This window comes from Marinomonas lutimaris, assembly GCF_019426345.1.
Lineage (GTDB): Bacteria > Pseudomonadota > Gammaproteobacteria > Pseudomonadales > Marinomonadaceae > Marinomonas > Marinomonas lutimaris.
Genome location: NZ_JAHLLW010000036.1, coordinates 1 through 15,067, shown reverse-complemented (window position 1 = coordinate 15,067; position 15,067 = coordinate 1). Strand labels below are relative to the sequence as shown.

Below are 15,067 nucleotides of genomic sequence, written 5' to 3'. Positions count from 1 at the left end.
GACTATGTTGGGTTATATTTGCAGTGATATAGCGATGGATGTGGATGTTCTTCAGTCTATATTGAAAGATGTGGTGAATAAGAGCTTTAATCGCATTACGGTTGATAGTGATACATCTACAAACGATTCTTGCATTGCTGTGGCAACGGGCATGGCTGGAAATGCGAAAGTCTCTTCTGTCGATGAGCCTTTGGCACAAGCTTTTATCGCTGCATTTACTGAGGTTATGCAAGAGTTGGCGCATGCTATCGTTCGTGATGGTGAAGGTGCGACAAAGTTCGTGACTGTTGAGGTTGTTGGTGCGGCTGTAGAGTCTGATGCAACCAAAGTGGCTTTTGAAATCGCCCACTCTCCTTTAGTGAAAACGGCGCTTTTCGCTTCTGATCCTAACTGGGGGCGAATTTTGGCAGTTGTTGGTCGTGCTGGCGTTGAGGGTTTAGATGTTGATCGTGTTCAGCTTCATATTAATGGCTTTGAAGTTGCCCGTGATGGTGGTCGTTCTCCAGATTATCTTGAAGAGCATGGCAAGCAGGCAATGGCGCCACAAGAAATCCATATAGTGCTTGATTTGGGTATGGGGTCTGAGTCTGATATTGTTTGGACAACAGACTTTTCTCACGAGTATGTCACTATCAATGCTGAGTACCGTACCTAATGTTGGTTAGAGTTGCTGTTGGTATTATTCTTCGTGATGGTGCTGTCTTCATTGCTCTTCGTAAGTCAAGTCAGCATCAAGGTGGTCTGTGGGAGTTTCCAGGAGGCAAGTGTGAGCCTTCTGAATCTGCTGAGATGGCTTTGGTGCGAGAGTTGAAAGAGGAGTGCGGTATTGCTGTTACTGAAAGTTCTTTCTATAAAACGATCTCTCATGATTATGGTGATAAGCAGGTAGAGCTTTGTTTCTATAAGGTAACAGCTTTTGATGGTGAGCCAGTAGGAAGTGAAGGTCAGGAGGTGAGTTGGGTGCTTATTTCTAACTTGTCGACTTATCAGTTTCCTGATGCTAATCAGCAGATTGTTTCTGAGTTGATGGCGGCAGCTTGATTTAAATTTTTCCAGTGTTTGGTTTTAGAAAAAAAGAGCTTCAACTGAAGCTCTTTTTTTGTTTTTAATCTTTGAGTTGAGCTTTGGTAAAAGGCTTCAGTGACCAGATAGTTAATTTAGAATTTTTGCTAATAGTTTTCTTACCACGCTTGGTTCAAAAGGTTTTCCACATATCGCATCAACACCCTCTTGAGCGATATTTGATAGTTGGCTGTCTTCTGAGTTTGAACTTACCATTAGTATTGGTATGTGTGCTAATGCTGGATCTAGTCTAACGGCTTCAGTAAGTTCTCTGCCGTCCATTTCTGGCATGTTGTAGTCGGTAACAATGAGATCAAATTCCATTTCGTTAAGAAGTGCGATTGCTTCTTTACCATTTTCCGCGAATTGTATGTCTTCAATTCCCATTGTGTTTAGTGTTTTACTGACGTGTTTTCGTGCCATGCGGCTGTCATCTGTAACCAGTACGCGCAGATTTTTGGGATCGAATAATTCTAGGTCAATTTCCTCTTCAACAATAAGGTCTAAGGTTGCGTGAATGGCGCGAGTAAGATCTTTTTGATTGAATGGCTTGGGTAGAATGGCAAGTACGCCGGATTGTCTTAGGTGTTCTAGATGTTCTCTGTTTCTTTCGCTAGAGATTAGCATAAAACACTGATTTTCTGTTTCTTCATTGTTTCTGATTCGGTCAATGAGGTCATTGGCAGAGCCGTCAGGGAGATACATGGAGGAGATGACAAGATCTGGTGGGAAGGAGAGTAGTGAAGTGATTGTTTCTTGGATATTGTTCGCGTATGAAATTTGTTTTATTCCGGTTTCTTCAAGTGCTTTAGTGATGATTTTCCTTTGCATATCTGATGGTTCTACTAGAAGAAAGGATAGATCGCTTATTGCTGCATAAGTACTCATATTATAAAGCTGCCTATATGTTTATGTTAATACTGCTTTTTGCCAGACTAATTTAGGGTTTATGATCGCTTATAGTTAATTCTATTATACTAAATAGGTTAACATGTTTTATCTAGTTTATTTGATTGGTAGGGTTTTGAATGTCAACGGCAAGTGCGTGTCATATTTTGGTTAAGACAAAGGCTGAAGCGGAGTCTCTAAAGTTAAAGTTGGATAAAGGTGCTGACTTTCATAAATTAGCCAAGCAGTTTTCTACTTGTCCCTCGGGAAAAAAAGGGGGCGACCTTGGTGAGTTTCGTAAAGGGGATATGGTGCCAGCTTTTGATAAGGCAGTTTTTAGTGGTCCTTTATATAAAATTCAGGGGCCTATCAAGACGCAGTTTGGTTTTCATCTTATAAAAGTGTTATATCGTTCTTAAATTTATTTAAGGGGAAAGTTTATGGGGAATGTTATTCAGCTTGATGTCTCTTATTTTGTTGCTCCTCAATTGGTTGAAGCAGATCTTGTTTTGCTTAAAGAACAGGGTTTTGAACGAATTATAAATAATCGCCCAGAGGCTGAGTCTGATGATCAGCCTTCAGGGGAAAGTATTCGTGCTGCGGCTGAGGCTTTGGGCATGGAGTATGTGAGTAATCCAATGGATTTGTCTAAGTTATCTCAAAAGCAAGTTGATCTTCAGGGAAGCGCTTTGTTTGAAGAAAAAAAGACGCTTGCGTTTTGTCGGACGGGTACTCGATCTTCGGTGTTGTGGTTGCTATTGCAGAATGCTAAGGGTGGCGACTCTAGTGATCTAATGTCTTATGTATCAGGCAAGGGTTTTGATCTTTCCCGTTGTGCTTTAGCAATGGCGCCTTTATTAACTTGATGGTGTTAGTAGGTTTCTTTTCATAAGCTCTTTTAGAAAGTGGTATTGGTAAAATATGGTTAGTCGTCCGTCATTAGAAACAGCCACGGCATCCGATCCTGATCGGTTTGTTGAGCCGCTTGAGCTTGGTAAGCGTGTGAAGGAAATTCGTTTAGCAAAAGGCTGGACGCTTGAAGAGGTGGGGAAAAGAACAGGGATAGCTCGTTCGACGCTTTCAAAAATCGAAAACGATCAGGTGTCGCCGAGTTTTACTATCGTGCAGAAGTTGATTAATGGCTTAGAAATGGATTTGCCTCAGCTTTTTGTTGAGGCGAGTGAGCATTCGATTGCTGGTCGTCGAGATATTACTCGTAAAGGAAAAGGTGAGCCGCACCCAACAGCAACTTATGAGCATGAGCTATTAAATTACTCTATTAGTCGTAAGAAAATGGTGCCCTTTAAAACAACGGTAAGAGCTCGATCTTTTGCTGAATTTAAAGAATGGGTGCGTCATGATGGCGAAGAGTTTTTGTTGGTGTTGCAAGGTAAAATTAATTTTTTCTCTGAGCTCTATGAGCCTATTGAATTAAAAGAAGGTGATAGTGTGTATTATGATGCCACTATGGGGCATGCGGTTGTTTCCTTGTCGGTAAAGGATGCAGAAATACTTTGGGTTGTTGCTCGTTAATTTACGTAAAAAAATAATGAATAGAATAGGGTTGTAGAAAATTATGTCACAGTGGAACTTAACAAGTTGGAGAGAGAGGGCGGCGCTGCAGCAGCCAGTTTATCCTAATGCAGAGCATTTAGCTCAAGTCGAAAATACATTAGGAAAAATGCCTCCTCTTGTTTTTGCGGGTGAAGCGCGCCAGCTAAAAAAGGCTTTGGCGCAAGTTGCTAATAGGCAGTCATTCTTGTTGCAAGGTGGTGATTGTGCTGAAAGTTTTGCGGAGTTCCACGCCAATAATATTCGCGATACCTTTAAGGTTATGCTGCAGATGGCTGTGGTGCTTACCTATGCCGGTAAATGCCCAGTGGTGAAAGTTGGTCGTATGGCTGGGCAGTTTGCTAAGCCTAGATCAGCTGGCACTGAAGTGATTGGTGGTGTTGAGCTGCCTAGCTACCGCGGTGATATTATTAATGGTATCGATTTTACTGAGCAAGCTAGGGTTCCAGATCCTGAGCGTTTGGTGCAAGTTTACAACCAAAGTGCATCAACAATGAATTTGCTTAGGGCTTTTGCTCAGGGTGGGTTTGCAGATTTGCATCAAGTTCATCAATGGAATTTAGACTTTTTGAATGCGAGTCCAGCGGGTAGTCGTTTTCAAGGTGTTGCAGATAAGATTGATGATGCTTTGCAGTTTATGGAGGCGTGTGGCATTGGTCCTGGTTTGGCGCAATTGAAAGAGACTGATTTTTATACTTCTCATGAGGCATTGTTGTTGCCTTATGAGCAGGCTTTGACTCGCAAGGATAGCTTGACTGGTGAATGGTATGATTGTTCTGCACACATGTTGTGGATTGGGGATCGTACTCGTCAATTAGATGGTGCTCATGTAGAGTTTTTACGTGGTGTGCAAAACCCAATTGGTGTAAAAGCAGGCCCTACAATGGACCCTGAGGACTTATTGAAGCTGTGTGATGTGCTGAACCCAAATAATGAGGCGGGGCGCTTGAATATTATTGTGCGCATGGGCGCTGATAAAGTAGAAGATGGCATGCCTAAACTAATTCAAGCAATTCAGCGTGAGGGTAAGCAAGTGGTATGGAGCAGTGATCCAATGCACGGTAATACTGTCAAGGCTTCTACTGGTTACAAAACTCGACGTGTTGATGATGTGTTGAGAGAAGTGCAGCAATTCTTCCAAGTTCATAATGCTGAGGGAAGTTACGCAGGTGGCGTTCACTTTGAAATGACAGGTCAAAATGTGACTGAGTGTGTTGGTGGTGCTTTTGAAGTGACTGAAGCTGACTTGGCTGACCGATACCATACTCATTGTGATCCACGTTTAAATGCGGATCAGTCTTTGGAGTTGGCGTTTATGATTTCGGAAACCCTTAAAAAAGCAAGATCTTAATTTTTTAATCTGTGGCTTTTAAATGGACAAGGTTCAGATAATAAAAAAGCTCAGTTAAATTAATAACTGAGCTTTTTTTGTGTCTAGCTTTTGAGATTAGCTTTTGCGTCGACGGAACGCAGACGTTGCAGATTTGGATGTCACATCAATTTTTGCCATGATGAGAGCCATTTCTTCCGCTTCGGCTTGCTGTTGTGACTTTAGCTTTTCTTCACGTTCTTTTTTTGATGCCTTTTCAGCCTCGCTTAGCATCTTTTGAATGCTTGCCTTACTCTTTGTGCGAGCAGGTGCTTTTTTCTTTTCTGCGGCCGCTGCAGCTAGTGGTGCGCTTACTCGGTCTTCGCCGATGAGCTCCCCAAAGAATGATTTTGCTGTTGGCGTTGGCTCAAGCGTTTTTTTTGGGAGTTCAACGGTCTTTTTTGCAGCTACTTTTCTTGTTTTTTTAGGTTGTTCTGCTGTTGATACGCCATTTGCGTCAAACAATGCTTTCTTGCCAAGGTTTAGATTAGTGGCTTTTTCAGCGGTTTGAGCAATTTTATAGCCGCGCAAACTTTCGCCGTTATAAATAGAAATGTAGTCTGTTTCTAACTCATAAAGCTCTTCTTTGTCGCTTGTTTCAAATAGTTCTTCAACTGTAAAAGCGTCAACGCCATTCTCCCTAATGTCGTTGTATAAAGGAAAGTCCAAACCTTCGCTGGTTGCTTCTACGTATTGTTCGAAACGTTGAAAGCCACTATTGAAAGACGTTCCAATGTAGTGTTTGCCGGAGATGTTATTTGTGATTTTAAAAACGACCAAAATCGCTGCCTCTTACGTAATATCTTTTTAATAGCACATAAACCCCATTCACCTAAGGTGACCCAAAGGTGAATGGGGTTTATAAGAAATAGGGTTAGTGTTTTACGACGATATTAAGACCGTCACGAACGTTCAGATGAACGTTTTCAACTCGATTGTCTTGCGCGATTAAGCGGTTGACTTGGTTGACAGCAATATCGCTGTTTTCTTTCGGGTCTAGAACTCTTCCTTGCCATAGGGAGTTATCGATAATGATAAGGCCACCAGATCTAACTAGCGGTAGTACTGCTTCGTAGTAGTTTAGGTAGTTACGTTTATCGGCATCAATAAAGACAAAGTCGAATTCCCCTTCAAGGGAATTGATCGTATTGAGAGCAGGGCCAAAAATCGCTTTGATTTTCTTGCCGTGTTCACTACGATCAAAAAAAGACTGAGCAAATTCAATCGCTCTAGGATTGGTTTCACAGCAAATAAGTTCACCATTTGCTGGCATGCCTTCTGCAATTGACAATGCTGAATAACCAGTAAACATGCCAATTTCTAAGGCGCGCTTTGGTTGTGCAATTCTTGCCAGAAGTTTCAGCGTGCGGCCAATGGTCTTTCCTGATAACTTATTCGGGTAGCCCATATCTGAGTAGGTCTTTTCAACCAGCTCAATTAATAGGTCAGGTTCTGATTGAGTTGTCTCAATGCAGTAGTCGTCAAGATTATTGAGATCCATAGTGCCTTTTGATAAATCAAGTCTGTGTGAAACGAAGGCTAATTTTACTCCGCATGCGGAGAATGTCTATGGCTTAAAGAGAGAAAAAGGGCTTGATTTTTGTCGATGACCGCTACATGCAGAAAAAAGGCTTATTTAAATTAGATTCGCATGAATAATCGAAAAATGATAGTTTATGCGCTGAAATTTACATGTGCTCTTTGGTATGGAGCACCACTGACTCCGATAGGGGAATAAAATGCCTATAATTACTTTGCCTGATGGCAGCCAACGTTCTTTTTCAACTCCAGTAACTGTTATGCAAGTCGCCGAGGATATTGGTCCTGGTTTGGCTAAGGCCACAGTTGCGGGTCGCATAGATGGTCAGCTAGTTGATGCGTGCGAACTTATTTCTGACGACGCTAAGTTAAGCATTATTACAGGGAAAGACCCTGAAGGTGTGGAAATCATTCGTCACTCGTTTGCGCACCTTGTTGGTCATGCTGTTAAGCAGTTGTATCCGACAGCAGAAATGGCAATCGGTCCTGTGATTGATGAAGGTTTCTATTACGATATCGCTTACGAACGTCCTTTTACACCAGATGATTTAGCAGCCATTGAAAAACGCATCGCTGAATTGGTTAAGACGGATTACGATGTTGTTAAGAAAATGACGCCGATAGCCGATGCTCGTCAGCAATTTGTTGATCGTGGAGAGACTTATAAGGTTGCTTTGATTGATGATATGGATGAATCGACAAAAGAAGTCGGTTTGTATTATCACGAAGAATACATGGATATGTGTCGTGGCCCTCATGTGCCGAATACTCGAGTATTGCGTCATTTCAAATTGATGAAGTTGGCTGGAGCTTACTGGCGCGGTGATTCAAATAACGAAATGTTGCAGCGTATTTATGGTACGGCTTGGAATGACAAAAAAGAATTAAAAGGCTATTTAACGCGTATTGAAGAGGCGGAAAAGCGTGACCATCGTAAGTTGGGTAAAAAGCTAGACCTTTTCCACCTTCAAGAAGAAGCGCCTGGTATGGTGTTCTGGCATCCTAAAGGGTGGCGCTTATATCAAGTTGTTGAGCAGTATATGCGTCAGAAGCAGCTTGATAATAATTATCAAGAAGTAAAAACACCTCAGATCGTTGATCGTGTGCTTTGGGAGAAATCAGGGCATTGGGGTAAGTATCATGAGAATATGTTCACTACGCATTCTGAAAACCGTGATTACGCTGTTAAGCCGATGAACTGTCCTTGCCACATACAAGTGTACAATCAAGGTCTTAAAAGTTACCGAGATCTGCCGTTCCGTATGGCTGAGTTTGGATCGTGTCACCGTAATGAGCCATCAGGCGCATTGCATGGTATTATGCGCGTACGTAACTTTGTTCAAGATGATGGGCATATCTTTGTAACGGAAGGGCAAATTCAGCAAGAAGTATCTGAGTTTATCGATTTGTTGCATGAGGTTTATGCTGATTTTGGCTTTGATAATATTGTGTATCGCTTGTCTACTCGTCCTGAGCAGCGAGTTGGTTCTGATGATGTTTGGGATAAGGCTGAGAAAGCATTGTCTGAAGCTTTAGATTCCGCAGGACTAGATTGGGAGGAGTTACCGGGGGAAGGGGCGTTTTATGGTCCTAAGATTGAGTTTTCACTGAAAGATGCCATTGGTCGAGTGTGGCAATGTGGTACAATTCAGGTTGATTTCTCAATGCCAACTCGCTTGGGAGCGCAATATGTATCGGAAGATGGCTCTCGTCAAACACCAGTTATGTTGCATCGTGCGATTGTTGGATCACTTGAGCGTTTCATTGGTATTTTGATCGAAGATACAGAAGGTGCCTTTCCGGTCTGGCTTGCACCTGAACAAGTTGTTATCATGAACATTACTGATCGCCAAGCAGACTATTGTTCTGATTTGGAAAAAAGATTGAATTCAAATGGCTTTAGAGCAAAACTTGACTTGAGAAACGAGAAGATCGGGTTTAAAATCCGCGAGCATACTCTTCAAAGAGTGCCGTACATGATCGTCGTCGGTGATAAAGAAGTAGAACAGCAACAAGTTGCCGTTCGTACTCGTACTGGCGAAGACCTTGGAGTGATGAGTATTTCCGATTTTGAAGGTTTGCTTCAACAAGAAATTGCTCGCCGTAGCCGTAAACAAGAAGTGGAGATAGTACTATAAAAGGTAATATGAATCGTGGGCGTGCAGCTGGTAAGCAGCGTCCTCAAATCAACGAGAACATTCGAGCAACTGAAGTACGTTTAATCGCTGCTGATGGTGAACAAGTTGGCGTTGTCTCTTTAGAAGAGGCACTAAAAGCAGCTCAAGAAGCTACTTTAGATCTAGTGCAAATTGCTGATTCAGATCCGATTGTTTGCAAAATCATGGACTACGGTAAGCATATTTTCGAAGCGAAGAAAGCGAAAGCTGCTCAAAAGAAAAATGCGAAGCAGATCCAAGTGAAAGAAATGAAATTCCGTCCAGGGACGGAGGAAGGGGATTATCAGGTAAAACTCCGCAACCTGATACGTTTCCTTGAAGGCGGGGATAAGGCTAAAGTATCACTACGATACCGCGGTCGTGAAATGGCCCATCAGGAGCTTGGCATGCAGCTTATGAATCGAGTCGCAGTAGACTTAGAGGATTATGGTGTAGTAGAGCAAGCCGCGAAAATGGAAGGTCGTCAATTGACGATGGTGCTAGGCCCCAAAAAGAAGAAGTAATTTTAAATAATTTAGCTTTAAGGGCTTCGGCTCTTAAGGACTGATTTATTAAGAAATTACACTAACATTAACGAATGCGAGAGTGGTTTTATCATGTCCAAAATTAAGTCACACAGTGGCGCAGCTAAGCGCTTCAAACGTACCGCGAATGGTTTTAAGCATAAGCAGTCTCATACTAGTCATATTTTGACTAAGAAATCGACTAAGCGTAAGCGTCATCTTCGTTCTATGAACCAGATTGCGCAAAGCGACAAAGCGTTAATTGTACGCATGTTGCCATACATCTAAGTCTAGATTTTTTTAGTTCATTAATTTATTAGTATAAGGTTTATATTATGCCTCGCGTAAAACGTGGTGTTCAGGCTCGTCGCCGTCACAAGAAGATTTTAAAGCAAGCTAAAGGTTACTACGGTGCACGTAGCCGTGTATTTCGTGTAGCAAAACAAGCTGTTATCAAAGCTGGTCAGTATCAGTACCGTGACCGTCGTCAGCGTAAGCGTCAATTCCGCGCATTGTGGATTGCTCGTATTAACGCTGCTGCACGTATCAATGGTCTATCTTACAGCCGTTTCATTGCTGGCTTGAAACAAGCTGCAATTGAAATTGACCGTAAGGTTTTGGCTGACCTAGCTGTGTACGAGAAAGAAGTTTTTGCTGCTATCGTTGAAAAAGCGAAAGTAAGCTTGGCTTAATTTCTGACGTAGCCTTAGGGTGATTCGATCTTGAAGGATTTCATCTTAATAGAAAGAATCACTCAATGCAGTCTTTGATAGGGGAAGAGCCAATGGTTCTTCCCCTATTTTATTTTTTGGAGTGTGTAAATGGAGAACCTAAAGCAGATTCTTGCTGATGCGCTAAGCGCAGTAGCTGCGTCTGAGAGTGAGTCCGCATTGGATGATGTACGTGTGCATTATTTGGGTAAGAAGGGCGCTCTGACTGCTTTGTTGAAACAGCTTGGTAATGTTTCTGCAGAGGATAGGCCAAAATTTGGTCAATTGGTTAATGAGGCAAAAGATCAAGTTCAAGAAAAAATTACTGAACGTAAATCGTCGCTTGTTAACGCAGCGTTAGAAGCCAAATTGGCAACTGAAACAATTGATATTTCTCTATCTGGTAAAGGTCAAGAGGTGGGTGGTCTGCATCCTGTGACTCGTACTATGGAGCGTATTGAAACCTTTTTCCGTGGTATTGGCTTCGATGTGGCTTCGGGGCCAGAAATTGAAGATGATTATCACAACTTTGAAGCTCTAAACATTCCTGCGCATCATCCAGCGCGAGCTATGCAAGATACCTTCTACTTTAATCCGTCAACCGTGCTAAGAACGCATACATCTCCTGTTCAAGTGCGCACAATGGAAACGACTCAGCCGCCAATTCGAATTATTTGCCCTGGTCGTGTTTATCGTTGTGACTCTGATCAAACTCATACTCCTATGTTTCATCAGGTTGAAGGTTTGTTAATTGACGAAAATATTTCTTTTGCTGATCTGAAGGGTATTTTGCAGCAGTTTTTAAACGTCTTCTTTGAGGATGATTTAAAAGTGCGCTTCCGTCCTAGCTATTTCCCATTTACTGAACCTTCTATAGAAGTGGACATTATGCGCACTAATAGCAAGGGTGAAGAGTCTTGGTTGGAAGTGTTGGGTTGTGGCATGGTTCACCCGAAAGTGCTTGAAATGTCAGGAATTGATTCTGAAAAATATACTGGTTTTGCTTTTGGTATGGGTGTAGAGCGTTTTGCTATGTTGCGCTATAAAGTAGACGACCTTCGTATGTTCTTCGAGAACGATTTGCGCTTCCTTAAACAGTTCAAGTAACCAGTCGACCTAGGATGTTTTTATGAAAATTAGTGAGAATTGGCTAAGAGAGTGGGTCAATCCAGACATCAGTAGCGATGATTTGGTTGCTCAGATAACATTAGCTGGCCTTGAAGTGGATGAAGTTTTGCCTGTTGCCTCTGAGTTTTCAGGCGTAGTAGTGGGTGAAATTGTTGATGCAGAGCCTCATCCAAACGCTGATAAATTGCAAGTATGTCAGGTGTCTGATGGCGTAGATGTTTTTCAGGTGGTTTGTGGTGCGCCAAATGCGCGTCCAGGCATCAAAATTCCTTTTGCTAAAATTGGCGCAGTGTTAGGTGCCGATTTTAAAATTAAAAAAGCCAAACTTCGTCAAGTAGAGTCTTTTGGTATGCTGTGCTCTGCCTCTGAATTGGGGTTGAGTGATGATCATGATGGTATTATGGAGTTGCCTGCCGTTGCTAAAGCGGGCGAAGACTTCCGTGCTTTTTTAGGTCTTGATGATCAGATAATTGATGTTGATCTGACGCCTAATCGCAGTGACTGTCTAAGTGTTGCTGGTTTGGCTCGCGAAGTGGGTGTTTTAAATAAAGCTGATGTGACACCGGTTAGCGTCACTCCGGCCGACATTGCTATTGATGATGCTTTCCCAGTGCGAGTAGATGCGGCAGATGCTTGTCCTCGTTATTTGGGGCGTGTTGTGCGTGGTGTTGATGTTAAAGCTCAGACTCCTTTATGGATGGTTGAGAAGCTCCGTCGCAGTGGTATTCGCTCAATTGATCCAATTGTAGATATCACTAATTATGTGATGCTTGAGTTGGGTCAGCCGATGCATGCCTTTGACTTGGCAAATTTGTCAGGTTCGATTGTTGTGCGAATGGCCAAAAAAGATGAAAAAATCGTCTTGCTTGATGGTCAGGAAGTGACACTTCGTGATGATACTTTGGTTATCGCTGATGAAAAATCACCACTAGCTATTGCTGGCATTATGGGTGGCGAAGGGTCTGGGGTTAACGAAGAGACGAAAGATATCTTTTTAGAGAGTGCTTTCTTTGCGCCATTGTCTTTGGCTGGTAAAGCGCGTTCTTATGGTTTGCATACAGATTCCTCTCATCGATTTGAGCGTGGCGTAGATGCAACTCTGCAAGAGCGAGCAATTGAACGAGCTACTGCGCTAGTTGTAGAAATAGCTGGCGGTCAAGTTGGTCCAATTACGCATGCTGTTAATGAGGCTTCTTTGCCTGAAGCGGCATTAGTAACCCTGCGTCGTAAAAAGCTTGATCAGTATTTAGCAATGTCTATCGACAAAGATCTTGTGACAGATATTTTGACTCGTCTCGGTTTGGAGATGGTTGAAGTCACTGAGGAAGCTTGGACGACAAAAGCACCATCTCATCGCTTTGATATCGCCATAGAAGCTGATTTGATCGAAGAGGTTGCTCGTATCTACGGTTACGACAATCTTCCGTCTTCTATGCCTCAGGCTGCGGTGAATTTCACGCCATTATCCGAAACAAAAGCTCAGATTCAAGTGCTGCGTTCAATTTTGGTGTCGCAAGGTTATCAGGAAGCGGTTACTTATAGCTTTATTGATCCTGTGTTGAGCAAGCAATTTCTACCTAACATCGAGCCTGTGCCATTGGCGAATCCTATTTCAGCAGACATGGGTGTGATGCGTCCAAGTTTGGTGCCGGGATTGGTTAAAGCGTATCTTTACAATCAGAATCGTCAGCAGTCACGTGTTCGTTTGTTTGAAACGGGTCGTCGTTTTATTGGTTCTGTTGAGGCTTTGGCTGATTTGGATCAGCAGCAGCAAGTGGCCGGCTTAATTGCGGGTACTCGTCATGCTGAAGCTTGGTATCACGGCAGTGAGAAGGTTGATTTCTACGATCTGAAGGCGCACGTGGAAGCCTTGTTTGCTTTAAATGACGGTGGTAAGCCAACTTACGAACGTTCTAGTTGTGAATTTTTACATCCAGGCCGTTCCGCTGATATCTTTTTAGGCGGTCAGTTTGTAGGTTTGATGGGAGAGTTGCATCCACAATTGTCTAAGGCATTGGGTGCGAATCAGTCTATCTATGTATTTGATATTGCTCTAAACGCGGTATTAAATGCAACTTTGCCAGAGTATAGGGCTGTTTCTCGTTTCCCTGAGGTTCGTCGTGACCTGGCGTTGCTGGTTGACCGTTCTGTGCCTGTGAGTGAGTTGGAGAAGGTGATTTCAGCAACGGCTGGCGATGCGCTTAAAAGTGTGTTGGTTTTTGATGTTTATCAGGGCCAAGGTATTGATGAGACGAAAAAAAGTGTCGCTTTGGGCTTGACGTGGCAGCATCCTTCACACACTCTTAGTGATGAAGAAGTGAACAACTCAGTTGAACAAACTGTTGCAGCCTTGTCTGAGCAGTTGGGAGCCGTTGTAAGGGGGTAGATTTATGGGATCGTTGACAAAAGCGGACCTTGCTGAAAATTTAGTGGATTCAATTGGTCTAAGTAAAAAAGACGCCAAAGATCTTGTAGAAGGTTTTTTTGACGTGGTGCGAAGTTCACTAATAGAAAGACAGCAAGTTAAGTTGTCGGGCTTTGGTAATTTTGAAGTGCGTGAAAAGAGTCAGCGCCCTGGTCGAAATCCTAAGACGGGAGAAGAAATCCCAATTACCGCGCGTACAGTTGTTACTTTTCGACCTGGGCAGAAGCTTAAGTCAAAAGTAGAAGACTATATGCAAGAGTAGCTTTGTATGTTTCTAAAAAAAGCCATCCGCTTGGATGGCTTTTTTGTATCCGACTGTTCTGTGTGCTTATTTATCTAGTGTTTAGCCTTAAGGTGTGTCTCTTTACTATATAGGGCTAATATGGAAAGTAGAATCATATCTAGATCAATGTTTAAGCGATGAACTCCTAAAAATCTAGCGTCATGATTAAATTGAAAAAAAGTTTATAAAAGTCTTCCCTTTTCAATTCGTTATAGTAATATACGCACCCGCTGACAGGGACAGAGTTTAACTCTTTAGCTGTTGGTTTCGGGGCGTAGCGCAGCCTGGTAGCGCACTAGCATGGGGTGCTAGTGGTCGCAGGTTCAAATCCTGCCGTCCCGACCAAAAATTTGAGAAATGCCGCTATAGCTCAGTTGGTAGAGCATCTGACTTGTAATCAGAGGGTCCCGAGTTCGACTCTTGGTGGCGGCACCATAATTTGGTCAAATTTTCTTTCTTTAGGAATAAAGATTAGAAATAAAAAAAGATTTTGCTTTTATTAAAGCCGCTATAGCTCAGTTGGTAGAGCATCTGACTTGTAATCAGAGGGTCCCGAGTTCGACTCTTGGTGGCGGCACCATAATTTGGTCAAATTTTCTTTCGTTAGGAATAAAGATTAGAAATAAAAAATGTTTTTGCTTTTATTAAAGCCGCTATAGCTCAGTTGGTAGAGCATCTGACTTGTAATCAGAGGGTCCCGAGTTCGACTCTTGGTGGCGGCACCACTTCTTAGGAAGTTATTTAAAAGTGAACTGCGTCATGTAATGCCGCTATAGCTCAGTTGGTAGAGCATCTGACTTGTAATCAGAGGGTCCCGAGTTCGACTCTTGGTGGCGGCACCATTTACTTGCGATATGTGAGTGAATTGAAAAATTTGATTTAGCGTTAAGCCGCTATAGCTCAGTTGGTAGAGCATCTGACTTGTAATCAGAGGGGCCCGAGTTCGACTCTTGGTGGCGGCACCATTTACTTGCGATATGTGAGTGAATTGAAAAATTTGATTGAGCGTTAAGCCGCTATAGCTCAGTTGGTAGAGCATCGGACTTGTAATCAGAGGGTCCCGAGTTCGACTCTTGGTGGCGGCACCACCTACTTAATAAAGTAAGTTGGGATAGAAACGCTAAACAATGATTGGGTGTGTAGCTCAGTTGGGAGAGCGTCGCCCTTACAAGGCGAATGTCGGGAGTTCGAACCTCTCCACACCCACCACTAACTAGGCAGTGGGCTTCTTACTTAGGTAAAGGCAAAAGTACTAGACCATGTTGGAGTGGTAGTTCAGTTGGTTAGAATACCTGCCTGTCACGCAGGGGGTCGCGGGTTCGAGTCCCGTCCATTCCGCCATCTTTCGATAAGATGTAAAACTACGAGTCGGGTGTGTAGCTCAGTTGGGAGAGCGTCGCCCTTACAAGGC

The 15,067-nt window shown here is 42.9% G+C and carries 16 protein-coding genes and 9 tRNA genes; 22 read left to right on the top strand and 3 right to left on the bottom strand.

Annotation, left to right across the window (positions count from 1 at the left end; genetic code table 11):
• Both KPL72_RS20670 and mutT read left to right on the top strand, forming a co-directional pair.
• On the top strand, positions 1-655 hold a 655-nt coding region (locus KPL72_RS20670), incomplete at its 5' end, for a bifunctional ornithine acetyltransferase/N-acetylglutamate synthase (RefSeq protein WP_219704296.1).
• Entirely contained in the window at positions 655-1,041 is a 387-nt protein-coding gene (mutT, locus tag KPL72_RS20665; RefSeq protein ID WP_212915562.1) for an 8-oxo-dGTP diphosphatase MutT, read from the top strand. The genes KPL72_RS20670 and mutT, both read left to right, overlap by 1 nt.
• 111 nt (positions 1,042-1,152) lie before the next feature.
• Here the strand turns inward: mutT and KPL72_RS20660 are convergent, their stop codons facing one another.
• Complete coding sequence (locus tag KPL72_RS20660) at positions 1,153-1,950, bottom strand: response regulator (protein ID WP_212915561.1); 798 nt, start codon at positions 1,948-1,950, stop codon at positions 1,153-1,155.
• Between the two features lie 140 nt (positions 1,951-2,090).
• On the opposite strand from KPL72_RS20660, the gene ppiC reads away from it, so the two are divergent.
• The 4 genes from ppiC to KPL72_RS20640 are packed head-to-tail and all read left to right on the top strand — an operon-like array spanning position 2,091 to position 4,873.
• Positions 2,091-2,369, top strand: a complete 279-nt coding sequence (gene ppiC, locus KPL72_RS20655) for a peptidylprolyl isomerase PpiC (RefSeq protein WP_212915560.1) — start codon at positions 2,091-2,093, stop codon at positions 2,367-2,369.
• Between the two features lie 21 nt (positions 2,370-2,390).
• The gene (locus KPL72_RS20650; RefSeq protein ID WP_212915559.1) at positions 2,391-2,816 is read left to right on the top strand and encodes a protein tyrosine phosphatase family protein; all 426 of its coding nucleotides are present in this window, start codon (positions 2,391-2,393) and stop codon (positions 2,814-2,816) included.
• 55 nt (positions 2,817-2,871) lie between these two features.
• Entirely contained in the window at positions 2,872-3,483 is a 612-nt protein-coding gene (locus KPL72_RS20645; RefSeq protein ID WP_212915558.1) for a helix-turn-helix domain-containing protein, read from the top strand.
• A gap of 43 nt (positions 3,484-3,526) precedes the next feature.
• Positions 3,527-4,873: a class II 3-deoxy-7-phosphoheptulonate synthase gene (locus tag KPL72_RS20640; RefSeq protein WP_219704295.1), complete on the top strand. Its 1,347-nt coding sequence runs from the start codon at positions 3,527-3,529 to the stop codon at positions 4,871-4,873.
• A 96-nt stretch (positions 4,874-4,969) separates the two neighbouring features.
• Here the strand turns inward: KPL72_RS20640 and KPL72_RS20635 are convergent, their stop codons facing one another.
• Together KPL72_RS20635 and KPL72_RS20630 are read right to left on the bottom strand one after the other, a co-directional pair.
• The gene (locus KPL72_RS20635) at positions 4,970-5,671 is read right to left on the bottom strand and encodes a GIY-YIG nuclease family protein (RefSeq protein WP_212915556.1); all 702 of its coding nucleotides are present in this window, start codon (positions 5,669-5,671) and stop codon (positions 4,970-4,972) included.
• 94 nt (positions 5,672-5,765) lie between these two features.
• The gene (locus KPL72_RS20630) at positions 5,766-6,392 is read right to left on the bottom strand and encodes an O-methyltransferase (protein ID WP_219704294.1); all 627 of its coding nucleotides are present in this window, start codon (positions 6,390-6,392) and stop codon (positions 5,766-5,768) included.
• A gap of 238 nt (positions 6,393-6,630) precedes the next feature.
• On the opposite strand from KPL72_RS20630, the gene thrS reads away from it, so the two are divergent.
• From thrS to KPL72_RS20550, 16 genes are all read left to right on the top strand, one after another.
• Positions 6,631-8,568, top strand: coding sequence for a threonine--tRNA ligase (gene thrS / locus KPL72_RS20625; protein ID WP_212915554.1), 1,938 nt, complete (start codon positions 6,631-6,633; stop codon positions 8,566-8,568).
• 8 nt (positions 8,569-8,576) lie between these two features.
• Positions 8,577-9,110 (top strand): translation initiation factor IF-3, encoded by a 534-nt coding sequence (infC, locus tag KPL72_RS20620; protein ID WP_212915553.1) that lies wholly within the window; start codon positions 8,577-8,579, stop codon positions 9,108-9,110.
• 93 nt (positions 9,111-9,203) lie between these two features.
• Entirely contained in the window at positions 9,204-9,398 is a 195-nt protein-coding gene (gene rpmI / locus KPL72_RS20615; RefSeq protein WP_012070284.1) for a 50S ribosomal protein L35, read from the top strand.
• A 47-nt stretch (positions 9,399-9,445) separates the two neighbouring features.
• On the top strand, positions 9,446-9,802 hold the full coding sequence (rplT, locus tag KPL72_RS20610; protein WP_012070283.1) for a 50S ribosomal protein L20: 357 nt from the start codon (positions 9,446-9,448) through the stop codon (positions 9,800-9,802).
• A gap of 129 nt (positions 9,803-9,931) precedes the next feature.
• Entirely contained in the window at positions 9,932-10,927 is a 996-nt protein-coding gene (gene pheS, locus KPL72_RS20605) for a phenylalanine--tRNA ligase subunit alpha (protein WP_212915552.1), read from the top strand.
• A 22-nt stretch (positions 10,928-10,949) separates the two neighbouring features.
• The gene (gene pheT / locus KPL72_RS20600) at positions 10,950-13,334 is read left to right on the top strand and encodes a phenylalanine--tRNA ligase subunit beta (protein WP_219704293.1); all 2,385 of its coding nucleotides are present in this window, start codon (positions 10,950-10,952) and stop codon (positions 13,332-13,334) included.
• 4 nt (positions 13,335-13,338) lie between these two features.
• Complete coding sequence (locus tag KPL72_RS20595) at positions 13,339-13,635, top strand: integration host factor subunit alpha (protein WP_012070280.1); 297 nt, start codon at positions 13,339-13,341, stop codon at positions 13,633-13,635.
• Between the two features lie 289 nt (positions 13,636-13,924).
• Positions 13,925-14,001 (top strand) — tRNA-Pro (locus tag KPL72_RS20590).
• 14 nt (positions 14,002-14,015) lie between these two features.
• A tRNA-Thr gene (locus KPL72_RS20585) sits at positions 14,016-14,091 on the top strand.
• Positions 14,092-14,160: 69 nt separating this feature from the next.
• Positions 14,161-14,236, top strand: a tRNA-Thr gene (locus KPL72_RS20580).
• A 69-nt stretch (positions 14,237-14,305) separates the two neighbouring features.
• Positions 14,306-14,381, top strand: a tRNA-Thr gene (locus tag KPL72_RS20575).
• A gap of 41 nt (positions 14,382-14,422) precedes the next feature.
• Positions 14,423-14,498, top strand: a tRNA-Thr gene (locus KPL72_RS20570).
• A 47-nt stretch (positions 14,499-14,545) separates the two neighbouring features.
• Positions 14,546-14,621 (top strand) — tRNA-Thr (locus KPL72_RS20565).
• 47 nt (positions 14,622-14,668) lie between these two features.
• Positions 14,669-14,744, top strand: a tRNA-Thr gene (locus tag KPL72_RS20560).
• A gap of 45 nt (positions 14,745-14,789) precedes the next feature.
• Positions 14,790-14,865: transfer RNA gene (locus tag KPL72_RS20555), tRNA-Val, on the top strand.
• A gap of 55 nt (positions 14,866-14,920) precedes the next feature.
• Positions 14,921-14,997, top strand: a tRNA-Asp gene (locus tag KPL72_RS20550).
• Positions 14,998-15,067: the final 70 nt, after the last annotated feature.

Excerpts from the sequence above, each read along its gene's own strand:
- mutT (WP_212915562.1), top strand. The coding sequence starts at position 655 with ATGTTGGTTAGAGTTGCTGTTGGTATTATTCTTCGTGATGGTGCTGTC.
- KPL72_RS20660 (WP_212915561.1), bottom strand. The coding sequence starts at position 1,950 with ATGAGTACTTATGCAGCAATAAGCGATCTATCCTTTCTTCTAGTAGAA.
- ppiC (WP_212915560.1), top strand. The coding sequence starts at position 2,091 with ATGTCAACGGCAAGTGCGTGTCATATTTTGGTTAAGACAAAGGCTGAA.
- KPL72_RS20650 (WP_212915559.1), top strand. The coding sequence starts at position 2,391 with ATGGGGAATGTTATTCAGCTTGATGTCTCTTATTTTGTTGCTCCTCAA.
- KPL72_RS20645 (WP_212915558.1), top strand. The coding sequence starts at position 2,872 with ATGGTTAGTCGTCCGTCATTAGAAACAGCCACGGCATCCGATCCTGAT.
- KPL72_RS20640 (WP_219704295.1), top strand. The coding sequence starts at position 3,527 with ATGTCACAGTGGAACTTAACAAGTTGGAGAGAGAGGGCGGCGCTGCAG.
- KPL72_RS20630 (WP_219704294.1), bottom strand. The coding sequence starts at position 6,392 with ATGGATCTCAATAATCTTGACGACTACTGCATTGAGACAACTCAATCA.
- thrS (WP_212915554.1), top strand. The coding sequence starts at position 6,631 with ATGCCTATAATTACTTTGCCTGATGGCAGCCAACGTTCTTTTTCAACT.
- infC (WP_212915553.1), top strand. The coding sequence starts at position 8,577 with ATGAATCGTGGGCGTGCAGCTGGTAAGCAGCGTCCTCAAATCAACGAG.
- rpmI (WP_012070284.1), top strand. The coding sequence starts at position 9,204 with ATGTCCAAAATTAAGTCACACAGTGGCGCAGCTAAGCGCTTCAAACGT.
- rplT (WP_012070283.1), top strand. The coding sequence starts at position 9,446 with ATGCCTCGCGTAAAACGTGGTGTTCAGGCTCGTCGCCGTCACAAGAAG.
- pheS (WP_212915552.1), top strand. The coding sequence starts at position 9,932 with ATGGAGAACCTAAAGCAGATTCTTGCTGATGCGCTAAGCGCAGTAGCT.
- pheT (WP_219704293.1), top strand. The coding sequence starts at position 10,950 with ATGAAAATTAGTGAGAATTGGCTAAGAGAGTGGGTCAATCCAGACATC.
- KPL72_RS20595 (WP_012070280.1), top strand. The coding sequence starts at position 13,339 with ATGGGATCGTTGACAAAAGCGGACCTTGCTGAAAATTTAGTGGATTCA.